General features: G+C 71.1%; 11 protein-coding genes. 2 read left to right on the top strand and 9 right to left on the bottom strand.

What is annotated here, in order from left to right:
* Positions 1 to 45: 45 nt before the first annotated feature.
* Complete coding sequence (locus ABZ471_RS02855) at positions 46 to 2,088, top strand: TIM-barrel domain-containing protein (RefSeq protein ID WP_359061674.1); 2,043 nt, start codon at positions 46 to 48, stop codon at positions 2,086 to 2,088.
* A 55-nt stretch (positions 2,089 to 2,143) separates the two neighbouring features.
* On the opposite strand, the gene ABZ471_RS02850 is transcribed toward ABZ471_RS02855, so the two are convergent.
* From ABZ471_RS02850 to ABZ471_RS02820, 7 genes are all read right to left on the bottom strand, one after another.
* Positions 2,144 to 2,857 carry a hypothetical protein gene (locus ABZ471_RS02850; RefSeq protein WP_359061672.1) on the bottom strand — a complete coding sequence of 238 codons (714 nt, stop codon included), beginning with the start codon at positions 2,855 to 2,857 and terminating at the stop codon, positions 2,144 to 2,146.
* A gap of 35 nt (positions 2,858 to 2,892) precedes the next feature.
* Positions 2,893 to 5,085 carry a glycoside hydrolase N-terminal domain-containing protein gene (locus tag ABZ471_RS02845; protein ID WP_359061671.1) on the bottom strand — a complete coding sequence of 731 codons (2,193 nt, stop codon included), beginning with the start codon at positions 5,083 to 5,085 and terminating at the stop codon, positions 2,893 to 2,895.
* Positions 5,082 to 7,052 carry a beta-galactosidase gene (locus ABZ471_RS02840; protein WP_359061669.1) on the bottom strand — a complete coding sequence of 657 codons (1,971 nt, stop codon included), beginning with the start codon at positions 7,050 to 7,052 and terminating at the stop codon, positions 5,082 to 5,084. The genes ABZ471_RS02845 and ABZ471_RS02840 overlap by 4 nt, the downstream gene beginning before the upstream one ends.
* Positions 7,049 to 9,220 (bottom strand): 1,4-beta-glucanase, encoded by a 2,172-nt coding sequence (locus ABZ471_RS02835; RefSeq protein WP_359061667.1) that lies wholly within the window; start codon positions 9,218 to 9,220, stop codon positions 7,049 to 7,051. The genes ABZ471_RS02840 and ABZ471_RS02835 overlap by 4 nt, the downstream gene beginning before the upstream one ends.
* 186 nt (positions 9,221 to 9,406) lie before the next feature.
* The gene (locus ABZ471_RS02830) at positions 9,407 to 10,369 is read right to left on the bottom strand and encodes a carbohydrate ABC transporter permease (RefSeq protein WP_359061665.1); all 963 of its coding nucleotides are present in this window, start codon (positions 10,367 to 10,369) and stop codon (positions 9,407 to 9,409) included.
* A complete protein-coding gene (locus tag ABZ471_RS02825) occupies positions 10,366 to 11,322 on the bottom strand; it encodes an ABC transporter permease subunit (protein ID WP_359061663.1) in 957 nt (318 codons plus the stop codon). Before ABZ471_RS02825 ends, ABZ471_RS02830 begins: the two co-directional genes overlap by 4 nt.
* Entirely contained in the window at positions 11,319 to 13,025 is a 1,707-nt protein-coding gene (locus ABZ471_RS02820) for an extracellular solute-binding protein (RefSeq protein ID WP_359061661.1), read from the bottom strand. Before ABZ471_RS02820 ends, ABZ471_RS02825 begins: the two co-directional genes overlap by 4 nt.
* A 341-nt stretch (positions 13,026 to 13,366) precedes the next feature.
* On the opposite strand from ABZ471_RS02820, the gene ABZ471_RS02815 reads away from it, so the two are divergent.
* Positions 13,367 to 16,198 carry a glycoside hydrolase family 3 C-terminal domain-containing protein gene (locus tag ABZ471_RS02815; RefSeq protein ID WP_359061659.1) on the top strand — a complete coding sequence of 944 codons (2,832 nt, stop codon included), beginning with the start codon at positions 13,367 to 13,369 and terminating at the stop codon, positions 16,196 to 16,198.
* Between the two features lie 143 nt (positions 16,199 to 16,341).
* Here ABZ471_RS02815 and ABZ471_RS02810 read toward each other — a convergent pair whose 3' ends face one another.
* Positions 16,342 to 16,632, bottom strand: a complete 291-nt coding sequence (locus tag ABZ471_RS02810; RefSeq protein ID WP_359061657.1) for a hypothetical protein — start codon at positions 16,630 to 16,632, stop codon at positions 16,342 to 16,344.
* 74 nt (positions 16,633 to 16,706) lie between these two features.
* On the bottom strand, positions 16,707 to 18,680 hold the full coding sequence (locus tag ABZ471_RS02805; protein WP_359061655.1) for a phosphocholine-specific phospholipase C: 1,974 nt from the start codon (positions 18,678 to 18,680) through the stop codon (positions 16,707 to 16,709).
* Positions 18,681 to 18,701 lie beyond the last annotated feature (21 nt).

Here is an 18,701-nt window from a genome sequence, read left to right as displayed (position 1 = left end):
CTGCCTGCTGTCCCTGTCTGCACTCCTTACCTCAGGAGCATGCCCGTGAACCAGCCTGCCGGAATCCAGCCCAAGGCCAGCCTCGCGCAGTCCTCCCCCACCGTCGGCACCTTCCGTGAGCGGGACGGCGCGCTGGAGTGGAGCGGCCGTCAGGAGACGGTGCGGATCGAGCCGTGGGGTCCGGACGCGGTCCGGGTGCGCGCCCGCCTCGGCGGCCCGGTGCTGGAGGATCTGCCGGGCGCGCTCCTGGACTCCCCGCCGGCCCCCGCGAGCACCGTCAAGATCGCTGAAGATCAAGGCCGGTTGACGGTCGGCGCACTCACCGTCGAGGTGACCGGAGAGGGCCTGATCCGCTTCCTGCGCACCGACGACGGCTCGGAACTGCTCGCCGAGGAGCGCGCCCACTTCTGGTGGCCGGGCTCGCGTCTGTACACGGCCGTCGGCAACGGCCACCACCGACTGGAGCAGCGGTTCTCCGCCTACGAGGGCGAGAGGCTGTACGGCCTGGGCCAGCACCAGCACGGCCGGCTGGACCAGAAGGGCCTGGTGCTGGACCTGGTGCAGCGCAACGCCGAGGTGAGCGTGCCGGTGCTGGTCTCCAGCCGGGGCTACACCCTGCTGTGGAACAACCCGGCGATCGGCCGGGTGGAGCTGGCCGCCAACGGCACCCGCTGGGTGGCCGACTCGGCCCGGCAGCTGGACTACTGGATCACCGCGGGCGCGCCGGCCGACGGCCAGCGCGCCTACACCGCCGTGACCGGGCGTTCGCCGATGCTCCCGGAGTGGGCCGCGGGCTTCTGGCAGTGCAAGCTGCGCTACCGCACCCAGGACGAACTCCTTGCCGTGGCACGGGAGTACAAGCGCCGGGGCCTGCCGATCTCCGCGATCGTGTGCGACTTCTTCCACTGGACCCACCTCGGCGAGTGGAGGTTCGATCCGAAGGAGTGGCCCGACCCCGCGGCGATGGTCCGTGAGCTGGACGAGCTGGGCATCAAGCTGGTCGTGTCCGTGTGGCCGTCGGTGTCGCCGCTGTCCGAGAACCACGCGCTCATGGAGCAGCGCGGCCACTTCATCGGCACCCAGTACGGCCCGATGGCGCACGCCGACTGGCCGGACAAGGGGGTCGACTCCACCGTCCAGGTGGCCTTCTACGACGCCACGAACCCCGAGGCACGGGAGTTCGTGTGGTCCCGCGTCCGGGACAACTACCTCGCGCCGTACGGCATCACGGCCTTCTGGCTGGACGCCTGCGAGCCGGAGCTGAAGCCGGGCTTCCCGGAGAACCTGCGCTACTGGGCGGGCCCGGGTCTGGAGGTCGGCAACCTCTACCCGCGCGAGAACGCCCGCACCTTCCACGAGGGTCTGCTGGCGGCGGGCGAGACGGACGTGGTCACGCTGAACCGCTCGGCGTGGGCGGGCAGCCAGCGGTACGGCGCGGCCCTGTGGTCCGGTGACATCGGCACCGACTTCGCGACGCTGCGCCGCCAGATCGCGGCCGGCCTCAACACCGCGCTGTCCGGGATCCCCTGGTGGAACACCGACATCGGCGGCTTCCACGGCGGCGACCCGAGCGACCCGGCGTACCGCGAGGTGATGATCCGCTGGTTCCAGTTCGGCGCGCTGTCCCCGCTGATGCGCCTGCACGGCTTCCGCGACCCGGGCCTGCCGCTCGGCCCCGACATGACCGGCGGCCCGAACGAGGTGTGGGCGTACGGCGAGGAGGCCGCCGGCGTCCTGGAGCGGTACCTGCGGCTGCGCGAGCGCCTCAGGCCGTACGTCCTGCGGGTCATGCGGGAGGCCCACGAGGAGGGCCTGCCGGTGATGCGCCCACTGTTCCTGGAGTTCCCCGACGACCAGGCGGCCTGGTCGGTCGACGATGCCTACCTCTTCGGCCCGGACCTGCTGGTCGCCCCGGTGCTGACCGCGGGCGCCACGGCCCGTACGACGTACCTGCCTGCGGGCGCGCGCTGGACGGACGCCTGGACGGGTGAGACGTACGAGGGCGGTACGGCCGTGACGGTGGACGCTCCGCTGGACCGCATCCCGCTGTTCCTGCGGGACGGCGTGGAACTTCCGGTCACCGGGTGAGCGCGGGAGAGGGGCCGGCCCGCACGGGACCGGCCCCTCTCCGCTGCTGCGCGGCTCAGCTGCTGCTGACGCCGTAGCTGTTGGTGGCGAAGTCGAGCCCGCCGGACGACGAGGTGATCTCGAAGCCGAACTGCAGGTCACCGATGGTCACGTCGCCGAACCAGCCCTTGGTGTCCTTGATCCACTTCAGGATGGGCAGGACGTTCACGGTGCCGGAGCTGGAGTTGGAGCTGCGCACGAAGGAGAACACGTCGTTGGAGCCGTTGTTGCCCTTGTAGACGGTCCAGGTGGAGCCGCCGAGGGTCAGGGAGCCCTGCGAGGTGCCGAGCGGCCCGACGGCCCCGGTCTTGTTGACCCAGAGCATGACCTCGTACTTGTGGGCGGTGTCCCAGATGTCGTACGACGTGTTGTACGCGCCGGACGACGGCACGGTGACGTTGTAGCTGCTGGTGAGCGAGGACAGGGAGGTGATCGACTTGTTGATCACCTTCTTGGCGTTGGGGTACGACTTGATACCGCCGGTGCCGGGGTGGTTCGCCCAGACGCCCCAGCTGGTGCCGGAGTTGGCCCAGATGCACTGGCTGCCGGCGCCGGAGCCCCAGATGTTGTTGTAGAGCGTGTAGCCGTTCAGCGTGGTGTTGCCCCACTGGTCGCAGGAGCTCCAGACCGCGGCGGACGCGGGCGCCGAGGCGAGGCCGACGGTGGCGCCGAGGGCGAGTGCGGGGGCGATCAGGGCCTTCGCGACCCTGCTCGGCGTGCTTGTTGCCATGGTGTCCCTTCCATGGGTGGGGGGAGTTCCCCGGGTCACCGCGGCCCCAGGGTGAGGACGCGGTCTTCTCCGGCGACGAGGTCCAGGGGTTCGGCGCCGGCGGAAGTACGCAGTTCGATGCGGTGGGTGCGGCCGGGCCTGACGACGGCTCGGGCACCGTCCGGGGACCAGCTGAGGTCGATCTCCGCCCCGAACCGGGTGCGTACGCCCCTGAGTTCGCCCTGTCGGCAGGCGTCCGGAACGGCCGGCAGCAGGACGAGCCGGTCCGGCGTGGACTGCACGAGCATCTCGATCAGCACGGCCGGGAGGGTGTGCGCGGCGTCCGCGTTGTAGACGTCCCGGTGCGGGTAGTGGGCGCTCATCAGGGAGGCGTGGAAGAAGTCGCCCGCCAGGACCTCGCGCAGGGCATGCCCGACCCGGTCGGCGTCCCCGAGCCGGGCGGCGATCAGGGCGTGGTGCAGATGGCCGTGGGCCGAGTGGTTCTCCGCGCCGCGCAGTTCGAGGGCGCGGTGGGCGGCTGCGGCCAGCTCCGGGGTGTCGTAGGGGTTGATCTGGTCGAGGGGCCAGACGCCGTAGAGATGGCTGAGGTGGCGGTGGTCGTAGGTGTCGTCCAGGCCGGGCCAGGCCCATTCGGCGAGGGCGCCGTCGGCATTGGTCCGGTGCGGGGGCAGGCGGTCGGCCAACGCCCGCCATGCCGGGGCCCGTTCGGGGTGGTAGCGGGCGGCGGTGTGCAGGGCGTGCCGCGCGGCGGAGAGGTCCATGGCCGCGTTGAGTGCGCCCCGGCTCGCGTTCGCGGGACGGTTCTCGGGCGAGTAGGACGGGACGACGACGAGGTGGCCGTCGGCGTCGGTGCGGGTGAGGAAGTCCTCGTAGAACGTGGCGATCTCGGCGAGGACGGCGGCCGTGCGCGGATCCTGTGCGCCACGGGTCTCGTCGTGGTCGGCCAGCGGCTTGAGCAGCCAGTCGGCGCCGGCCGTCCACAGGTGCAGCGGGTATTCGCGGCTGAAGTGGTACGACAGTCCGGACTCGCCGTCGGTGTGGGCGGGCGCGACGACGCCCCTCGCACCGAAGACCGAACGGGCGTTGTCCTGCCAGTCCGGGAGCTGACGGTGGATCAACGAGGCGTGTGCTTCGGTCACTTCGGGCAGGGCGGCGGTCACCGCCGAGGCGGTCTGGAGGTTGAGGTTGGCGTCCGTGGTGAACGCCCCGGACCAGGCGGTGTTCCAGTCGCCGGTCCACAGGCCGGTCAGGCGGGGCGGGAACAGGCCGCTGCTGGAGAGCAGGTGGTAGCGGCCGGCGGCGAAGAGCCGTTCCGGCAGGGCCGTGCTGTGCGGACGGTCGAGGAGTGCCGAGCCGGGCAGGGCACGGTCGGCGGGGTCGGCGCCGAGGTCGAGGGTGACCCGCTGGTAGGCGGTGCGGTGGCGGGCCAGATGGCGGCCGAGGAGCCCGCCGTACGGCCGCTCGCCGCTCCCGAGGAGATCGCGCAGCTCCCGGCCCTCGGCATCGACGTCCAGCTCGCCGGTGTGGCGGCGTACCCGGGTCAGCAGCAGCACCGGGCCGGCGCCGGTGACGCGGACACCGGGCGGGACAAGTTCGGCGTTGCCGCCGAAGGCCGCGACCAGGGTCACGCCGGTGTAGGCGTGGTCGCTGTCCGGGTAGCGGGCGCGCAGGCTCAGCAGGGCGCCCTCGGGGGTCAGGAGCGCGCCGTGGCCGACGCCCAGGCCGGGCGGGGCGCCCGGGAGCCGGTGGTCCAGGGTGACGACCAGATCCGCCGCCGCGACCTCCTGCACGATCACGTCGTCCGCGCGGGAGACGAAGACGCGGCTGCTCCAGTCGGCGCAGGCGGCGGTGGCCTCGCCGGTGGCGAAGTCGACGGCCCGGCGGTAGCCGCGCACGGGGGCGGCCGGCCTGCGCAGCCGTATCTGGAAGGCAGGATGGAAGGGCTGTACCCACTGGAGGGGGCGGTCGTCGGTGAAGCCCTCGGCCGCGGTGAGGTCTCCGGCGAGCATCCGGTCCTGGAGGGCGCGGAGTTCGGCGGCGAGCCGGGGCGGCCGAGCGTGTTCGCTGCCGTTGGGGCGGACCAGGGTGTGCTGGGTGACGATGACACGGTCGTCGTTCGGATCACCGAACACAAGGGCGCCGTGGTGGCCGTTGCCGCTCAGGAAGGCGTCCTCCCAGCGGGCGGCGGGGACCGGCTCCCAGGTGCCGTGGACGGGGAGGTGGCTCATGACCGCAGCACCGCCACGCCGTAACGGCCGAGGGTGACCGGGCCGGCGGCGGTCGTGTCCCCGAGCAACTCGTGGTGCGTGCCCGGGACGTCGACGGCGACCGGCTCGCGCCCGTGGTTGAGGAGGAACAGCAGCTCGCCCCGGCGTACGGCCTCGACGCCCGCCGGAAGCCCGTCGAGCACCGGGCGGGCGCCCGCCTCGGTGGTGATCCGGGCGAGCAGGGTGCGCAGCGCCTCCGGTTCGGGGAGCGTGGAGACGTACCAGGCGCGCCCCCTGCGCAGCACGGCGGGCAGCCCGTCCAGCTCTCCGCCTTTGTACGGCACGGTCTCGGCGGCGCCGGGTCCCGGTTCGATCTCCTCCGACCACAGGGTGCCGCGGAAGCCGTCGCAGGCCACGGTCTCCCCCGCCTCCAGCGGCCACCATTCGTGCAGGGTGCGGATGCCGAACAGCTCGCGCAGCCGGGCGTCCATGCCGCCGGGCCTGACCCGGTCGTCCTGGTCGGCGATGCCCGTGAGGAAGCCGCAGACCAGGGTCCCGCCGTCGCGGACGTAGGCGAGGAGGTTGTCGACCGCGGTGTCCGTGAGGAGGTAGAGCTGCGGTACGAGCACGCACGTGTAGCCGGACAGGTCGTGCTCCGGGTGGGCGAAGTCGGTGGCCAGGTGGGACTCCCACAGGGCCCGGTGCCAGGCGTTCAGGACGTCCGGCAGATCGACCTCGGTGGACAGCCGGCCCTCGTGGGCGCCGGCCCACCAGGAGTGCCAGTCGTGCAGGATCGCGATCTCGGCGCGGCTGTGCTGCCCGGCCACCTGGGGTCCGATCCGGGCGAGTTCGTTGCCGAGCTGCCTGACCTCCTGGTACGTACGGCCCTGCTCCCCCGCGTGGCCCACCATCCCGGAGTGGAACTTCTCGGCGCCCTGCCGGGACTGGCGCCACTGGAAGTAGCAGACGGCGTCGGCGCCCCGGGCGACGGCCTGGAAGGACCAGAGCCGGTTGAGACCGCGCGGCTTGGGATGGTTCACCCCGCGCCAGTTGACGGGTCCGGCGGCTTGTTCCATGAGCATCCAGGGGCCGCGCGCCTGCGAACGGGTGAGGTCCTGCACCAGGGCCCCGCGCTGGGCGCCGAGCGGATCGCGCGGATCGGGATAGAGGTCGACGGAGACGACATCCTCCTCCTCCGCCCAGCGCCAGGCGTCCTGTCCGAACCACAGCGGCATGAAGTTGGTGGTCACCGGGAGACGGGGGGTGTGCCGGCGGACGATGTCCCGCTCGGCGGTGCAGCACTCCAGGAGCATGTCGGAGGTGAAGCGGCGGAAGTCCAGCACCTGGCCCGGGTTGTTCAGGTAGTGCGCGTGGCGCGGGGGCAGGATCCCGTCCCAGGTGTCGTAGCCCTGGCTCCAGAAGGCGGTGCCCCAGGCGGAGTTGAGGGCGTCCAGGGTGCCGTGCCGCTCCCGCAGCCACCGCCGGAAGGCCGCGGCCGCCTCGTCGCCGTAGTCGAAGGTGCAGTACTCGTTGTTGATGTGCCACATCGTGAGGGCCGGGTGGGCGGCGTACCGGGCGGCCAGGTCCTCGGTGATGGCGGCGGCGTGACGGCGGTAGGTGGCACTGGAGTGCGAGAAGTGCTGCCGGCCGCCCCACCACTCGATCCGACCGTCCGCGTCCCTGGGCAGGGTGTCGGGGTGCAGCCGGCCCAGCCAGGGCGGCGGGGAGGAGGTCGGGGTGGCGAGGACGACGCCGATGCCGTTCTCGTGCAGCAGATCCATCAGCCGGTCCAGCCAGCCGAACTCCCTTCTCCCCGGCTCGGGTTCGAGCCGCGACCAGGAGAAGACCCCGAGGGTCACGGAGTTGACCCCGGCGTCCCGCATCAGCCGGACGTCCTCGTGCCAGGTCTCCTCGGGCCACTGCTCGGGGTTGTAGTCACCCCCGAAGAGGATGCGGCCGCGGGTGGCGTCGGCGAGGGTCGGTTTCATATGGGCTCCCCGTACTGGATGCCGCGCCCGTTGGTGGCGAGGTAGACGCGGCCGTACACGCGCGGATCACCGGTGACGGCGTCGCCGATGTAGCCCCACTGGTGGGAGTCGTCGTTGATCCGCACCCAGCTCTTGGCCTCGTCGTCGGAGCGGAGGACGGCGGTGATGTTCTCCGCGGACCCGACCTGGTAGATCGCCGGGTAGTCGGAGCCGTCGGCAGCCTTGCCGAAGCCGAGGGTGTACGAGGCCCGGCAGCCGGCGACCTTCGAGAAGCTCGCCCCGGCGTCGGTGGACCGGTACAGCCCGTTCCACTTGGCACTCAGCCACAGGTCACCCGAGCGTCCGGGCGCGGCGACCAGCTTGAACTGGTTGTCTCCGGCGGGCAGACCACCGGCCCGCTCGCCGAACGTGAGCCCACTGTCAGTGCTGGCGTATACGTTTCCCGTGTCGGTGTCGTACGCGTAGAAGAGTCTCGGGTCGGCCGGGTCGGCGACCGGTGTGGCGCCCTTCGGGAAGGAGGGGACCTCGGACCAGGTGGCCCCGTTGTCCGCCGACCGGTGGGCCGGGTACTTGGTGCCGTCCCAGTGCACGAAGGACCACAGCAACACGCTTCCGTCGGCGTTGGCGGCGACGGGTCCCGGCGCGTCCTTGGCGAGGCCCGGCTGGGCCGCGAAGGGCGCCCAGGTGCGCCCGCCGTCCTGCGAGCAGGCGCCGTTCCCGTGGTCTCCCCAGCCGGTCCGGACGACGTACGACGGTCTCGCCGCGGCCTGCGCGAGCCCCGTGGCCGTGCCGAACACGGGGTTCGTGGCCATCCCGCGCGACGGGGACGCGGTGAGCCGCTCGTGGTACATCACGCCGATGTCCCCGCTCCCGCTGATCAGGTGCGCCTCCCCGGCCGGGGGCGAGATCAGCCGGCGCACGGACGTCTCCTCCAGGCCCCTGATCTGGGGTGCCCAGTGGGTCAGGTCACGGGTGCCGTAGAGGGTGGCACCGGTGCCGTAGAGGACGTGCCGGGAGTCGTACGGGTCGACGGCGACGGCCTGGATCCACCAGCCGAACTTGGGCTCGTCACCGCCCCACTCGAGGAAGGGGGTCTCGGACACGTCGAACACGGCCGTGTCCTTCAGCGAGGCCCAGCTGCGGCCGCCGTCGGTGGTGCGGTACAGGGTGTCCACGGCCGACCAGCGGTTGTTGGTGGAGACGACGGCGGTGCCGGGGCGGCGGGCGTCGACGGCGACACCGCCGTAGCCGAAGGTGTCGGTGCCGCCCGGTGTGGCCGGGGTGACGTCGGTCCAGGTGCCGGTCGTGGTGGCCAGCTTGTGCACACTGCCGTCGGACTGGCCGTTGGGCCCCGGGGCGTCGGCGTACGTGACGTACAGCTCGCGGGTGTGCCGGTCGTGGGCGGCGCGGATCGGGACCTTGGCGGCGGTGCCGGTGGGCTGTCCGGGAACGGGCTCCCATGTGGTGCCGTCGGTGGTACGGAACAGGTTGGCGGAGCTGCCGTCGGCGTCGCCCCAGCCGGCGTAGAGGGCGCGTCCGGCGGCGACGAGGAGGGTGACGCCCTGGCCGGAGGCGGTGGGTGCGGGTGGAAAGCCGCCGGCCGGGGCCCACGTCGCGCCCCTGTCCGTCGACTTGAGAAGGCCGTCGTGGCGGGTGCCGAGCCACAGGGTGTCGCTGTCGCACGGATCGACGAGCAGCCGCTCGCCCGCGCCCCGGCCGTCCTCGTTGGCGCCGAGCTTCACGGTGAGGTCGGTGCGCTGCCAGGTGGTGCCGCGGTCCTCGGAGCGCAGGATCGCGCCGTTGCCGGCCCAGGACTGGGAGTAGGTGCCGAGGGCGAGGTAGAGGCGGTGCGGGTGGACGGGGTCCACGGCCATGGCCTCCACACCGAGGAGGTTCCAGTCGTCCCAGCCGAGGTGGTCGGTGAGGGGGGTCCAGCGGGCGGCTGGGGAGTCCCACCTGTACGCGCCGCCGATGTCCGTGCGGGCGTAGGCGAGGCCGGGGGTGGTGGGGTGGAAGAGGATGCCGGTGAGGAAACCGGTGCCGCCGATCACTGCGTTGCGCCAGCGGTACGCGGGCTGCTCGGCTTGGGCGGCTTGGGCGGGCAACGCCGCGAGGGCCGCTGCGGCTGCCGTTCCGGCGAGGACGGTTCTGCGGCTCAGGGTGGACATGGGGTACCTCGCTGGACGTGGGTTGGTTGGTGGACCGGTACTGCTGCCGGCCTGCCCGCAGCCAGGGCGGGTGCCCTTGCTGCGGGCAGCGCCGCGAGTACCTGAGGGGCGCGGGGAACTGCGCGACCAGCCCCCACTCACCTGCAGCCGTCGACGGACCGCACCGCCCCCTTCAGAAGGCGCCCGTCAGCCCTTGATCGCCCCCGTCAGCATTCCCTTCCTGAAATGCTTCTGGACGAACGGCGACAGGACGGCCACCGGAAGCAGGGCCATCACCATCACCGCCATCTGGATGGCCAGGGGTGACAGCTGACCGGTGTTGATCTGTGTGGCCAGCCCCACCGGCCGTTCCTGTTTCTGCACGAGCTGGATCATCACGTTCTGCAGCGGCATCATCTTCTGGTCGGTCAGGTAGATCGACGCGTTGAACCACGCACTCCAGTAACCCACCGCGTAGAACAGCGTGATCACGGCCAGCACCGCCCGCGACAGCGGCAGCACGATCTGCCACAGGATCCGCCAGTCCCCCGCCCCGTCGATCCGCGCGCTGTCGATGAGTTCGGATGAAATGCCCATGAAGAAGCCGCGCAGCACGAGGATGTTGAAGACACTCACGGCACTGGGCAGGATCAGCGCCAAGTAGGTGTCGGTCAACCCCAGCGCCTGCACCAGCAGGTACGTCGGGATCAGACCCGCGCCGAAGAACATGGTCGCCAGCAGGGTCATCAGGATCCAGCGGTGCCCCAGTGAGCCCCGGCGCGAGAGGCCGTAGGCGCACAGCACCGACACCGCCATGCTGAACAGCGTGCCCACCAGGGTCACCCCGAGGCTGACCAGGGCGGCCCGCTGCACCTGGCCGCCGCCGAGCAGCTCGCGGTAGGCGACGAGGGTGATGCCCTTCGGGACCACCACCAGGCCGCCCGTCTCGTCGATGACCTTCTTCGGGGACAGACTGGTGACGATCACGATCCACAGCGGGAAGAGGATCGCGAAGCAGGCGACGCCGAGGACCAGCCCCTTCGCGGCGGGCCCGGCCTTCGCCGGTTCCTCCTCCCATGGGGGCCGGGGCGGTGCGGCCCATCTGCCCGGCTTCTTCTCCGCAGGCGGAGGTTTCTCCGCGAGGGGCGGCCGGTCGACCACGGCGGTCACTTCTCGTACACCCCCTGCTCGCCCATGAGGTGGGCCACCTTGTTCGCCACGAGGACGAGGCTCAGTCCGACGACGCCCTTGATCAGGCCGGCCGCCGCCGCATAGCTGAAGTCCTGGTTGCGGATGCCGTTCCACCACACGTAGGTGTCCAGCACTTCGGAGGCGTCCGGCCCCACCGCCTGCCGCTGGAGCAGGAGTTGCTCGAAGCCGACGGTGAGGGCGTCACCGACGCGCAGCACCAGCAGCAGCGCGATCACGGGGCGCAGGGCGGGCAGGGTGATGTGCCACATGCGGCGCCAGCGTCCGGCGCCGTCCATGGCTGCGGCCTCGTACAGGTCGGTGGAGACGGCGGCGAGGGCCGCGAGGAAGACGATGATGCCCCAGCCGGCGTCCTTCCAGACCATCTGCGCCGTCACCAGGTACTTGAAGACCGACGGGTCGGTCATGACGTCGAACCCGGAGTGCCCGTGCTGCCGCAGGGTCTGCGCGATGACGCCGGCGCCGCCGAAGATCTGCTGGAAGACGGTGACGACCAGCACCCACGAGAAGAAGTGCGGCAGATACATGACCGCCTGGGCGACCGCGCGGACCCGGGGCCGGACCACGCTGTTGATGAGCAGCGCCAGCGCGATCGGGATCGGGAAGTACAGCACCAGCTGGAGGAAGAAGAGGACGAACGTGTTCTGCACCGCGTGCCAGAACTCCGAGTCCGCGAACACCCGCTGGAACTGGTCGAAGCCCACCCAGGGGCTCTGGAACATGGCGACGAAGCCGTTGTCGCTCAGGTAGGGGTCGTAGTCCTGGAAGGCGACCACATTGCCGAGGATCGGGATGTAGTTGAAGACCAGGAGCAGGGCGAGTACGGGCAGCGTCATCAGGATCAGGGTGCGGTCGCGTCCGATCCGGATGCGCAGGCTCACTTTGCCGTCCAGGCTCTTCTTGCCCCGGGTCACTTCGCCGAGCCGGTGTCGTCGAGCAGCTTCTGGTACCAGCCGCGCAGGTCGTCGCCGCCCTTCTTCTTCCAGTCGGACACGGCCTGCTGCATGTCGCTGACCTTCTTGCGGCCGCGCACGATGTCGTCCTCCAGCTGCTCGAAGTCGTCGGCCAGGTTGGACCAGCGGCTGGGCTCGGTGATCGTGAGGCCGTAGAAGGAGGACTTCTTGGTGAAGGCGCCCATGCGCTGCTGCCACTCGACCATGCCCCGGGTGACCTCGGGGAAGTCAGGGTGGGCGACGTACGCGGCGGGCTTGCCGGTGTAGTCGAAGGCGCCGAGGACCTCGTTGACGCCCTTGGTGGTCTTGGTGGGCACGCCCTTGTCCAGGGTGAAGTCGGTGCCCTCGACACCGTACTCGGCGAGCAGGCGCTCCTTGGTGCCGAAGGGCGACGCGCAGAACTCGGCGATCGCGAGGAAGTCCTTGATCTGCTGCTCGGAGGCCTTCTTGCTGACGAAGGTGAAGATGTTCGAGGGCTGGACCGCCCACAGCAGCGGGTCGCCGCCGTCGTGGGTGAAGACGTCCATCGCGGCGATCTCGAAATCCGGGTTCTGGGTGCGCTGTTCGGAGGTCTTGCCGAACCAGTCGGACAGGTCCTGGTTGTAGACGAGGAGCTTGCCGGCGGTGAACCGGACACCGGCCGGGGTGGCGGTCTTGCCGGCCTTGTCGTCGGGGTGGACGACGCCCGCTGCGAACAGCTTGCGCGCCCACTCCAGGGCGTCCAGGTACTCCTCGGTCTCGACCCGGTTGATCAGCTTGCCGTCCTTCAGGTTCCACCACAGTGCCTTGTCGCTGCCGTTGAGGACACCGAAGGCGTTGAAGGCCGTCCACTTCATGTCGGCGCAGGCCCACACCCCGCCCTTGGCGTCGGTGGCCTCCTTCGCCCAGGCGAGGAACTCGTCGGTGCTCTTGGGGAGTTGCCAGCCCTTCTTGTCGAAGACGTCCTTGCGGTAGAAGGGCGCGATATTGGTGACGTAGGAGCCCGGCAGCGGGATCGCCCGCAGCCGGCCGCCGAAGATGGAGCGCTGCCAGGCGTCCGTGGGGACGGCCGCGAGGTTCGGGTAGGCCTTGACCTTGTCGCCGGACAGGTAGGGGCCGAGGTCGGCGAACTTGGCGTTGACGGCGCTGGGTATCTTGCCCATCAGGTTCCAGCCGGGGACGACCACCACGTCCGGGATGTCGCTGGAGGCGAGGACGGCGCCCAGCTTCTCGTCGTAGGTGTTGCCGTCCTGGTTCTGCCAGGTGACGTCGACGCCGATGGCCTCGTTCATGGCCCGGTAGTACGGGTTGCCGTTGTCCGGCGGGGTGCCCCACAGCGGGGCCATGATCTTCAGCTTGCCGCCGCTGCCGAGCTTCTTCGGGACCGAGGTCTTCAGCCGGTCCATGGCGACGGCCCTGGTGAAGCCGGCCGCCGAGCCGTTCTTCGCCGGGATGTCCGGGGCCACGACGCCGGAGGCCACGTACGCCGGGAGGATCTTCTGTGCCGCCTTGCCCGAGGTGGTGCCTTCCTTGCGGCCCTCCTGCCCGCCGCCGCAGGCGGCGAGCAGCGGCATCCCGCCGGCCACCGCCGCGGCGGCGACCGCGGTGGAGGTGAGGAAGCTTCGCCGGCTGGGGGAGCTTCTCCGGCTGGGCGCGGAGGATGCGGAGGCGGCGTTCGGCGTCATTGCGTCAACCCTTCATGGCGCACCAGGACACCCGGCGGTGGCCGTCGGCTGCGGTGTCTCGAGTGGATCTGGCCGAGCTGAAGCGTTCTCGGCACCAGGAGCCGGATAGTCGAAGCGCTTCGATGTTGCTGCGAGGTTAAGTGAACACCTGGGGGCGCACAAGGGTCGCTCCCAAGATTCCTCCGATGTGCCACAGGACCCGCAGAGCGTCTCTCCTCCTTGCCCTGTCGGTGAGAAGTCCGGCCCGTTTCGGCACAGCGCCTTGACACTTCGCGGGTACTCGAATGAGCATCGAAGCGCTTCGAAAGCGTCTCGCCGCTCCACCGCAAGGGGAACCGCCCGTGACCGATCACCCGCCGCCCACGCCGCCATTCCGCGACCCGCACCTGCCGTTCGCGAAGCGCGTCGACGACCTGCTGGCGCGGCTCACCCTGGACGAGAAGATCTCCTTCCTGCACCAGTACGCGCCCGCCGTGGAGCGCCTGGGCGTCGCCGCCTTCCGTACCGGCCAGGAGGCCCTGCACGGCGTGGCCTGGATGGGCCCGGCGACGGTGTTCCCGCAGGCCTTGGGGATCGGCGCGACCTGGAACCCGGATCTCGTGCGGCGGATCGGCGAGGCGGTGTCCAGGGAGGCCCGGGCGATGCGCGCCCGCGACGAGCGGGTCGGCCTCAACGTCTGGTCCCCGACGGTCAATCTGCTGCGCCACCCCCTGTGGGGCCGCAACGAGGAGGGTTACTCGGAGGACCCGAAGCTGACCTCGGCGATCGCCACGGCGTACACGCACGGCCTGCGCGGCGACCATCCGACCTACTGGCGCACCGCCCCCGTCCTCAAGCACTGGCTGGCGCACAACAACGAGACGGACCGCGCGACGTCGTCCGCCTCCGTGCGCCCGCGCGTGCTGCACGAATACGACCTGCGCGCTTTCAAGGAGACGGTCGAGGCGGGCGCGGTGGCGGGCGTGATGCCCGCCTACAACCTGGTCAACGGGCGCCCCAACCACGTCTCCCCGTACCTGCGCGCCCACCTGCGCACCTGGACCGGCGAGGACCTGCTGGTCTGCTCGGACGCGGGCGCGCCGACCAACCTGGTGGACTCCGAGCACTACTTCGGCACGCACGAGGAGGCGACCGCGGCCGCTCTCCTGGCCGGCGTCGACAGCTTCACCGACCACGGCACGGACGGCACGCAGATCACCGCGCGGGTCCGAGGGGCCCTCGACCAGGGCCTGTTGACGGAGGCGGACATCGACACCGCGGTCCGCCGCCAGCTGTCGGTGCGCTTCCGCCTCGGCGAGTTCGACCCGCACTACGACCCCCACGTGAGCACCGGCGAGTTCGACACCCCGGCGCACCGCGCCCTCGCCCAGGAGGCCGCCGAACAGGCGATCGTCCTGCTGAAGAACGACGATCTGCTGCCCCTCGCGCCCGACACCCGCATCGCCGTGGTCGGCCTGCTCGCCGACGAGTGCAAGCTCGACTGGTACAGCGGCAGCCTCCTGCACCGGTCCACGCCTCTGGAGGGCCTGTACGAGCGGTTCGGGGCGGAACGGGTGGAGTTCGCGGAGGGCGTGGACCGGATCCGCCTGCGGACCGCCGCCGGCGCCTTCCTCCACGTACCGCCCACGGACGCCCCCGACGAGGCGCGCGGCACGCAGGGCGCCCTCGACCCGGCCCTGCTGTCCGGCCGCACCGACCTGCCCCCGCTCACCACGGACGCCACCGGCACCGAGTTCGCACTGGTCGACTGGGGCGAGGGCGTCCTGACCCTGCGCGCTCCCGACGGCCGCTACCTCTCCGTGGCCGAGGACGGCCTCCTCCGCGCCTCCGCGGACCAGCCGGGCGGCTGGGTCGTCCAGGAGACGTTCCGCCTGGAACCCCGCCACAACGGTCACCTCCTGAAGCACCTCGGCACGGATCGCCACGTCCGTGTCGCCGCCGACGGCGTGAAGGTTGCCGACACCGGTGACGTCTTCGAGGTGATCACGGTCGAACGCGGCGAGGAGGCCGTGGCCCGCGCGGCCGGGGAGGCGGACGTCGTCCTGGTGGTGGCGGGCAACGACCCGCACATCAACGGCCGCGAGACCGAGGACCGTACGACCCTGGAACTCCCCGCCCACCAGCAGCGTCTCCTGCGCGCCGCCCGCGCGGCCAACCCGCACACCGCACTGGTCCTGGTGTCGGCGTACCCCTACGCGGTCGACGTGTCCCGCCTGCAGGCCGCGCTGTGGACCGCACACGGCGGCCAGGCGGCGGGCACGGCCCTGGCCCGGGTGCTGGCCGGCGACGTCTCCCCCGCGGGCCGCCTCCCGCAGACCTGGTACGCGTCCGACGCCGACCTGCCCGACCTGCTCGACTACGACGTGATCGGCGGGCGCCAGACCTATCTCTACTTCGAGGGCATCCCGCTCTTCCCCTTCGGTCACGGCCTGTCGTACGCGTCGTTCGCCTACGCGGACCTCTCGACCCGGGTGGCGGACGGCATGGTGCAGGTGTCCTGCACCCTCACCAACACGGGCGACCGCACGGCCGACGAGGTGGCCCAGCTCTACACCCGGGCGGTGGACCCGTCGGCGCCCCGGCCGCGCCGCGAGCTGCTCACCCACCGCCGGGTGGCGCTCGGGCCCGGCGAGCGGACGGAACTCCGCTTCGAAGTCCCACTGTCCGCCTTCGAGTTCTGGGATGTGGCGCAGGGCGGCCGGCGCCTGGAACAGGGCCCGTACGACCTGCTGCTCGGCGCGTCCAGCGAGGACATCCGTCTCCGCACGACCCTCACCCTCGACGGCGAGCCCCCCGCGCCTCGCGCGGCGGCCCGGCGGGGCCTCGATGCAGCGGACTTCGACGAGCAGTCGGGCATCGCGATCGTCGACCGTACGAAGACGGCGGGTGACGCGGTGACCCCTGCGGAGGGCGTCTCGGGCGAACTGGTCTACCGCTCCTGCGACTTCGGCGACGGCGTGACCGAGGTGAGCGCTCAACTGGCGGGCGAGGGCGTACTCGAACTGTCCCTGGACGGCGGTCCGGTACTGGCCGCCCTGACCCTCGCCGCACCCACCACGGACCCGTACACCTACACCACCCTGGGCGCCGGAATCGTCGCCGAGGGCGTGCACGACGTCCGCCTCAGGCTGCGCGGCCCCCTGCGGCTCGCGCACGTCGGCTTCTCCGGTTGAGGGTCCGGAGAAGCCCGGCACCGGTAAGGGGCCCGGCACCGGAAGGCAGCGGTGCCGGGCCTCTTCGGTGCGGCGGGGGTGCGTCACGACCAAGCTATATGAAAATGGTTCCCATTAGTCAGTGGTGGTGTCTCCGCATGCCGCTAGCCGACGATGATCACGACGACTCCGTTGTTGAACCGGTGGTCGAAGCGGTGGTCGAAGCGGTGATCGAAGCGGAACCCGCCGTGGTCGAAGCGGTGATCGAAACGGAACCCGCCGTGGTCGAAGCAGCGCCAGCCGTGGTGACCGAAGCACGGGTCGGTGGTCACCTGGGGGTGTACGGCAGGGGCTGCCGCTGCTGCTGTGCCTGCTGCGCCGATCGTGGCGCCGCCGGCCATCAGCATGCCGACCGCGGCGGCCGCGGCGAGGCGCCTCGCGCGTGGTGCTCGCATGATGGCCCTCCTCTTTCCCTCGCAGGGATCGCCCCTACTCCCTTGGTACGTCCACGGTGCCCTTTTGGATTGCCTCACACGGTGTGGACGGTTCCGGCGTACCGCTGGGCGAACCGGGTGCCGGTGCCCGCGGTGACCGTCATGTCGTACCGCCCCTCGTCGGTGCGCCACGTCAGGCGGGTGCGGTCGCCCGCCCCGACCCACACGGTCCGCTCCTCGCCGGCGAAGTCGTTCGGCGTGATGGTGAACGCCACCTCGGTGCCGCCGGCGTTGCGCAGCTCCAGCTCCACCGAGGCGTGCTCCGGCCGCCCGGCGTCCCGCAGGGCCGCCGTCACCGACGGCACCGCCACATCGTCCTGGCCCGCACGGACGACGGTGCCGGAAAAGCGGCGGACGAACCCGTCGGCCCCGTGGACGGAGAAGTCGTAGCGGCCGTCGGTGTCGGCGGCGTCCCACACATAGGTGCGGGACGAGCGCGGCGGGACGGTGAACGGCGTGCCGGTGAAGGGCAGAGCGACGTTCGGCAGGACGGTGAAGTGGTAGCCGACGCTGCCGTCGTTGGTGAGGGTGCAGGTGACCTTGCCGGTGGTGCGGTCGACCGTCACATCGGCCCATGGCAGGTACGGCAGCGCGCGGTGCGGTCGCCGGCCCTCCTCCTGCGCGGGCATGGACTGCTGGTCCGGCACCTTGACCGCGGGCAGCGAGTCACCGGCGTCCGCCTTGGCCATCAGGGCGACCGTGTCGGGCAGTGCGGGGATGCTGTAGTCGGGCTTGGTGAAGTCGAAGCAGCTGGTGAGGTCGCCGCAGACGGTGCGCCGCCAGTCGGAGATGTTGGGCTCCTGCACGCCGGTGACGCGCTCCAGGAAGCGCAGCACCGAGGTGTGGTCGAAGACCTGGGAGTTGACCCAGCCGCCGCGCGACCACGGCGAGAGGACCCACAGCGGCACCCGGCTGCCCAGGCCGATGGGCTTGCCGTTCGCGAACTCGTCCTTGGTGCCCGGCTCCGGGGACGGCGGGATGACGTGGTCGAAGTACCCGTCGTTCTCGTCGTACATGAGCAGGAAGACGGTGTGCTTCCACACGTCCGGATTGGAGAACAGCGACTGCAGTGCGGTGTCGACCCAGTGGGCGCCGTAGTCGGGGCTGGCGTTCGGGTGCTCGCAGAACAGGTAGGGGGCCACCAGCCAGGAGACGGTGGGCAGGGTGCCGTCCTTGCAGTGCTGGTCGAACGCCGTGAGGTCGAACTTCGTCATGGCGTTGACGTAGCGCGGGTCGTCCTTGGGGAAGGCGTGGAACTGCTTGAAGTACGACAGCGCGTTGTCGTCGTAGTCGCCGTAACGGTCGTCGGAGCCGTCGGGGTTGTGGTAGACGCGCCAGCTGATTCCGGCCTGCTCCAGACGCTCGGCGTAGGTCGTCCAGTCGGCCACCGGGTTGCCGGTGACCGGTGTGTTGTCGGTCCACGGGCCGGTGGTGCCGTCGACTCCGGGGCCGGCGGTGCCGGTCCACAGGTAGAGGCGGTTGGGGTCGGTGGGGCCGTTCAGCGAGCAGAAGTAGCCGTCGCAGAGGGTGAAGGCGTCGGCCAGCGCGTACTGGTAGGGGATGTCCTGCCGGGTGAAGTAGCCCATGGTCCGCTCGCCCTTGGCGGAGACCCACTTGTTCATGGCGCCGCCGTTGACGGCGCTGTGGCCGGTGTCCCAGTCGTGCGGGAGGCCGCCCGCGTTCTGCGCGTTGTACTTCGTGGTGTCCATGCGGAAGGGCAGGAGGTAGCCCTCCTTGCGGCCTCTGGCGGGCTGGCGGAACACCGATTCGCCGCCCGGGAGGACGGCGGCCTGGCGGTCGCTGAAGCCGCGTACCCCGCTCAGGGTGCCGAAGTAGTGGTCGAAGCTGCGGTTCTCCTGCATCAGGATGACGACGTGCTTGACGTCGGCGATGCTGCCGTGCCGGGCGCCTGCGGCCTCCGCGGTGCCGGGTATTCCGGCGGCGAGGGCGGCTCCGGCCGCGGCGGTGCCGATGAAGGAGCGGCGGCTGATCTCGGCCATAGGGGTCATGGGAGGAAGGTCCTTCGGATC

The sequence above is a fragment of the Streptomyces sp. NPDC005728 genome, from assembly GCF_040630895.1.
Classification (GTDB): Bacteria; Actinomycetota; Actinomycetes; order Streptomycetales; family Streptomycetaceae; genus Streptomyces.
The sequence above is the reverse complement of the archived record's forward strand: the minus strand, read 5'-3'. Positions and strand labels throughout refer to the sequence as shown.

Bases quoted from the DNA above. Each gene is read 5' to 3' on its own strand.
- ABZ471_RS02850 (WP_359061672.1), bottom strand. From the start codon at position 2,857: ATGGCAACAAGCACGCCGAGCAGGGTCGCGAAGGCCCTGATCGCCCCC.
- ABZ471_RS02845 (WP_359061671.1), bottom strand. From the start codon at position 5,085: ATGAGCCACCTCCCCGTCCACGGCACCTGGGAGCCGGTCCCCGCCGCC.
- ABZ471_RS02840 (WP_359061669.1), bottom strand. From the start codon at position 7,052: ATGAAACCGACCCTCGCCGACGCCACCCGCGGCCGCATCCTCTTCGGG.
- ABZ471_RS02835 (WP_359061667.1), bottom strand. From the start codon at position 9,220: ATGTCCACCCTGAGCCGCAGAACCGTCCTCGCCGGAACGGCAGCCGCA.
- ABZ471_RS02820 (WP_359061661.1), bottom strand. From the start codon at position 13,025: ATGACGCCGAACGCCGCCTCCGCATCCTCCGCGCCCAGCCGGAGAAGC.
- ABZ471_RS02810 (WP_359061657.1), bottom strand. From the start codon at position 16,632: ATGCGAGCACCACGCGCGAGGCGCCTCGCCGCGGCCGCCGCGGTCGGC.
- ABZ471_RS02805 (WP_359061655.1), bottom strand. From the start codon at position 18,680: ATGACCCCTATGGCCGAGATCAGCCGCCGCTCCTTCATCGGCACCGCC.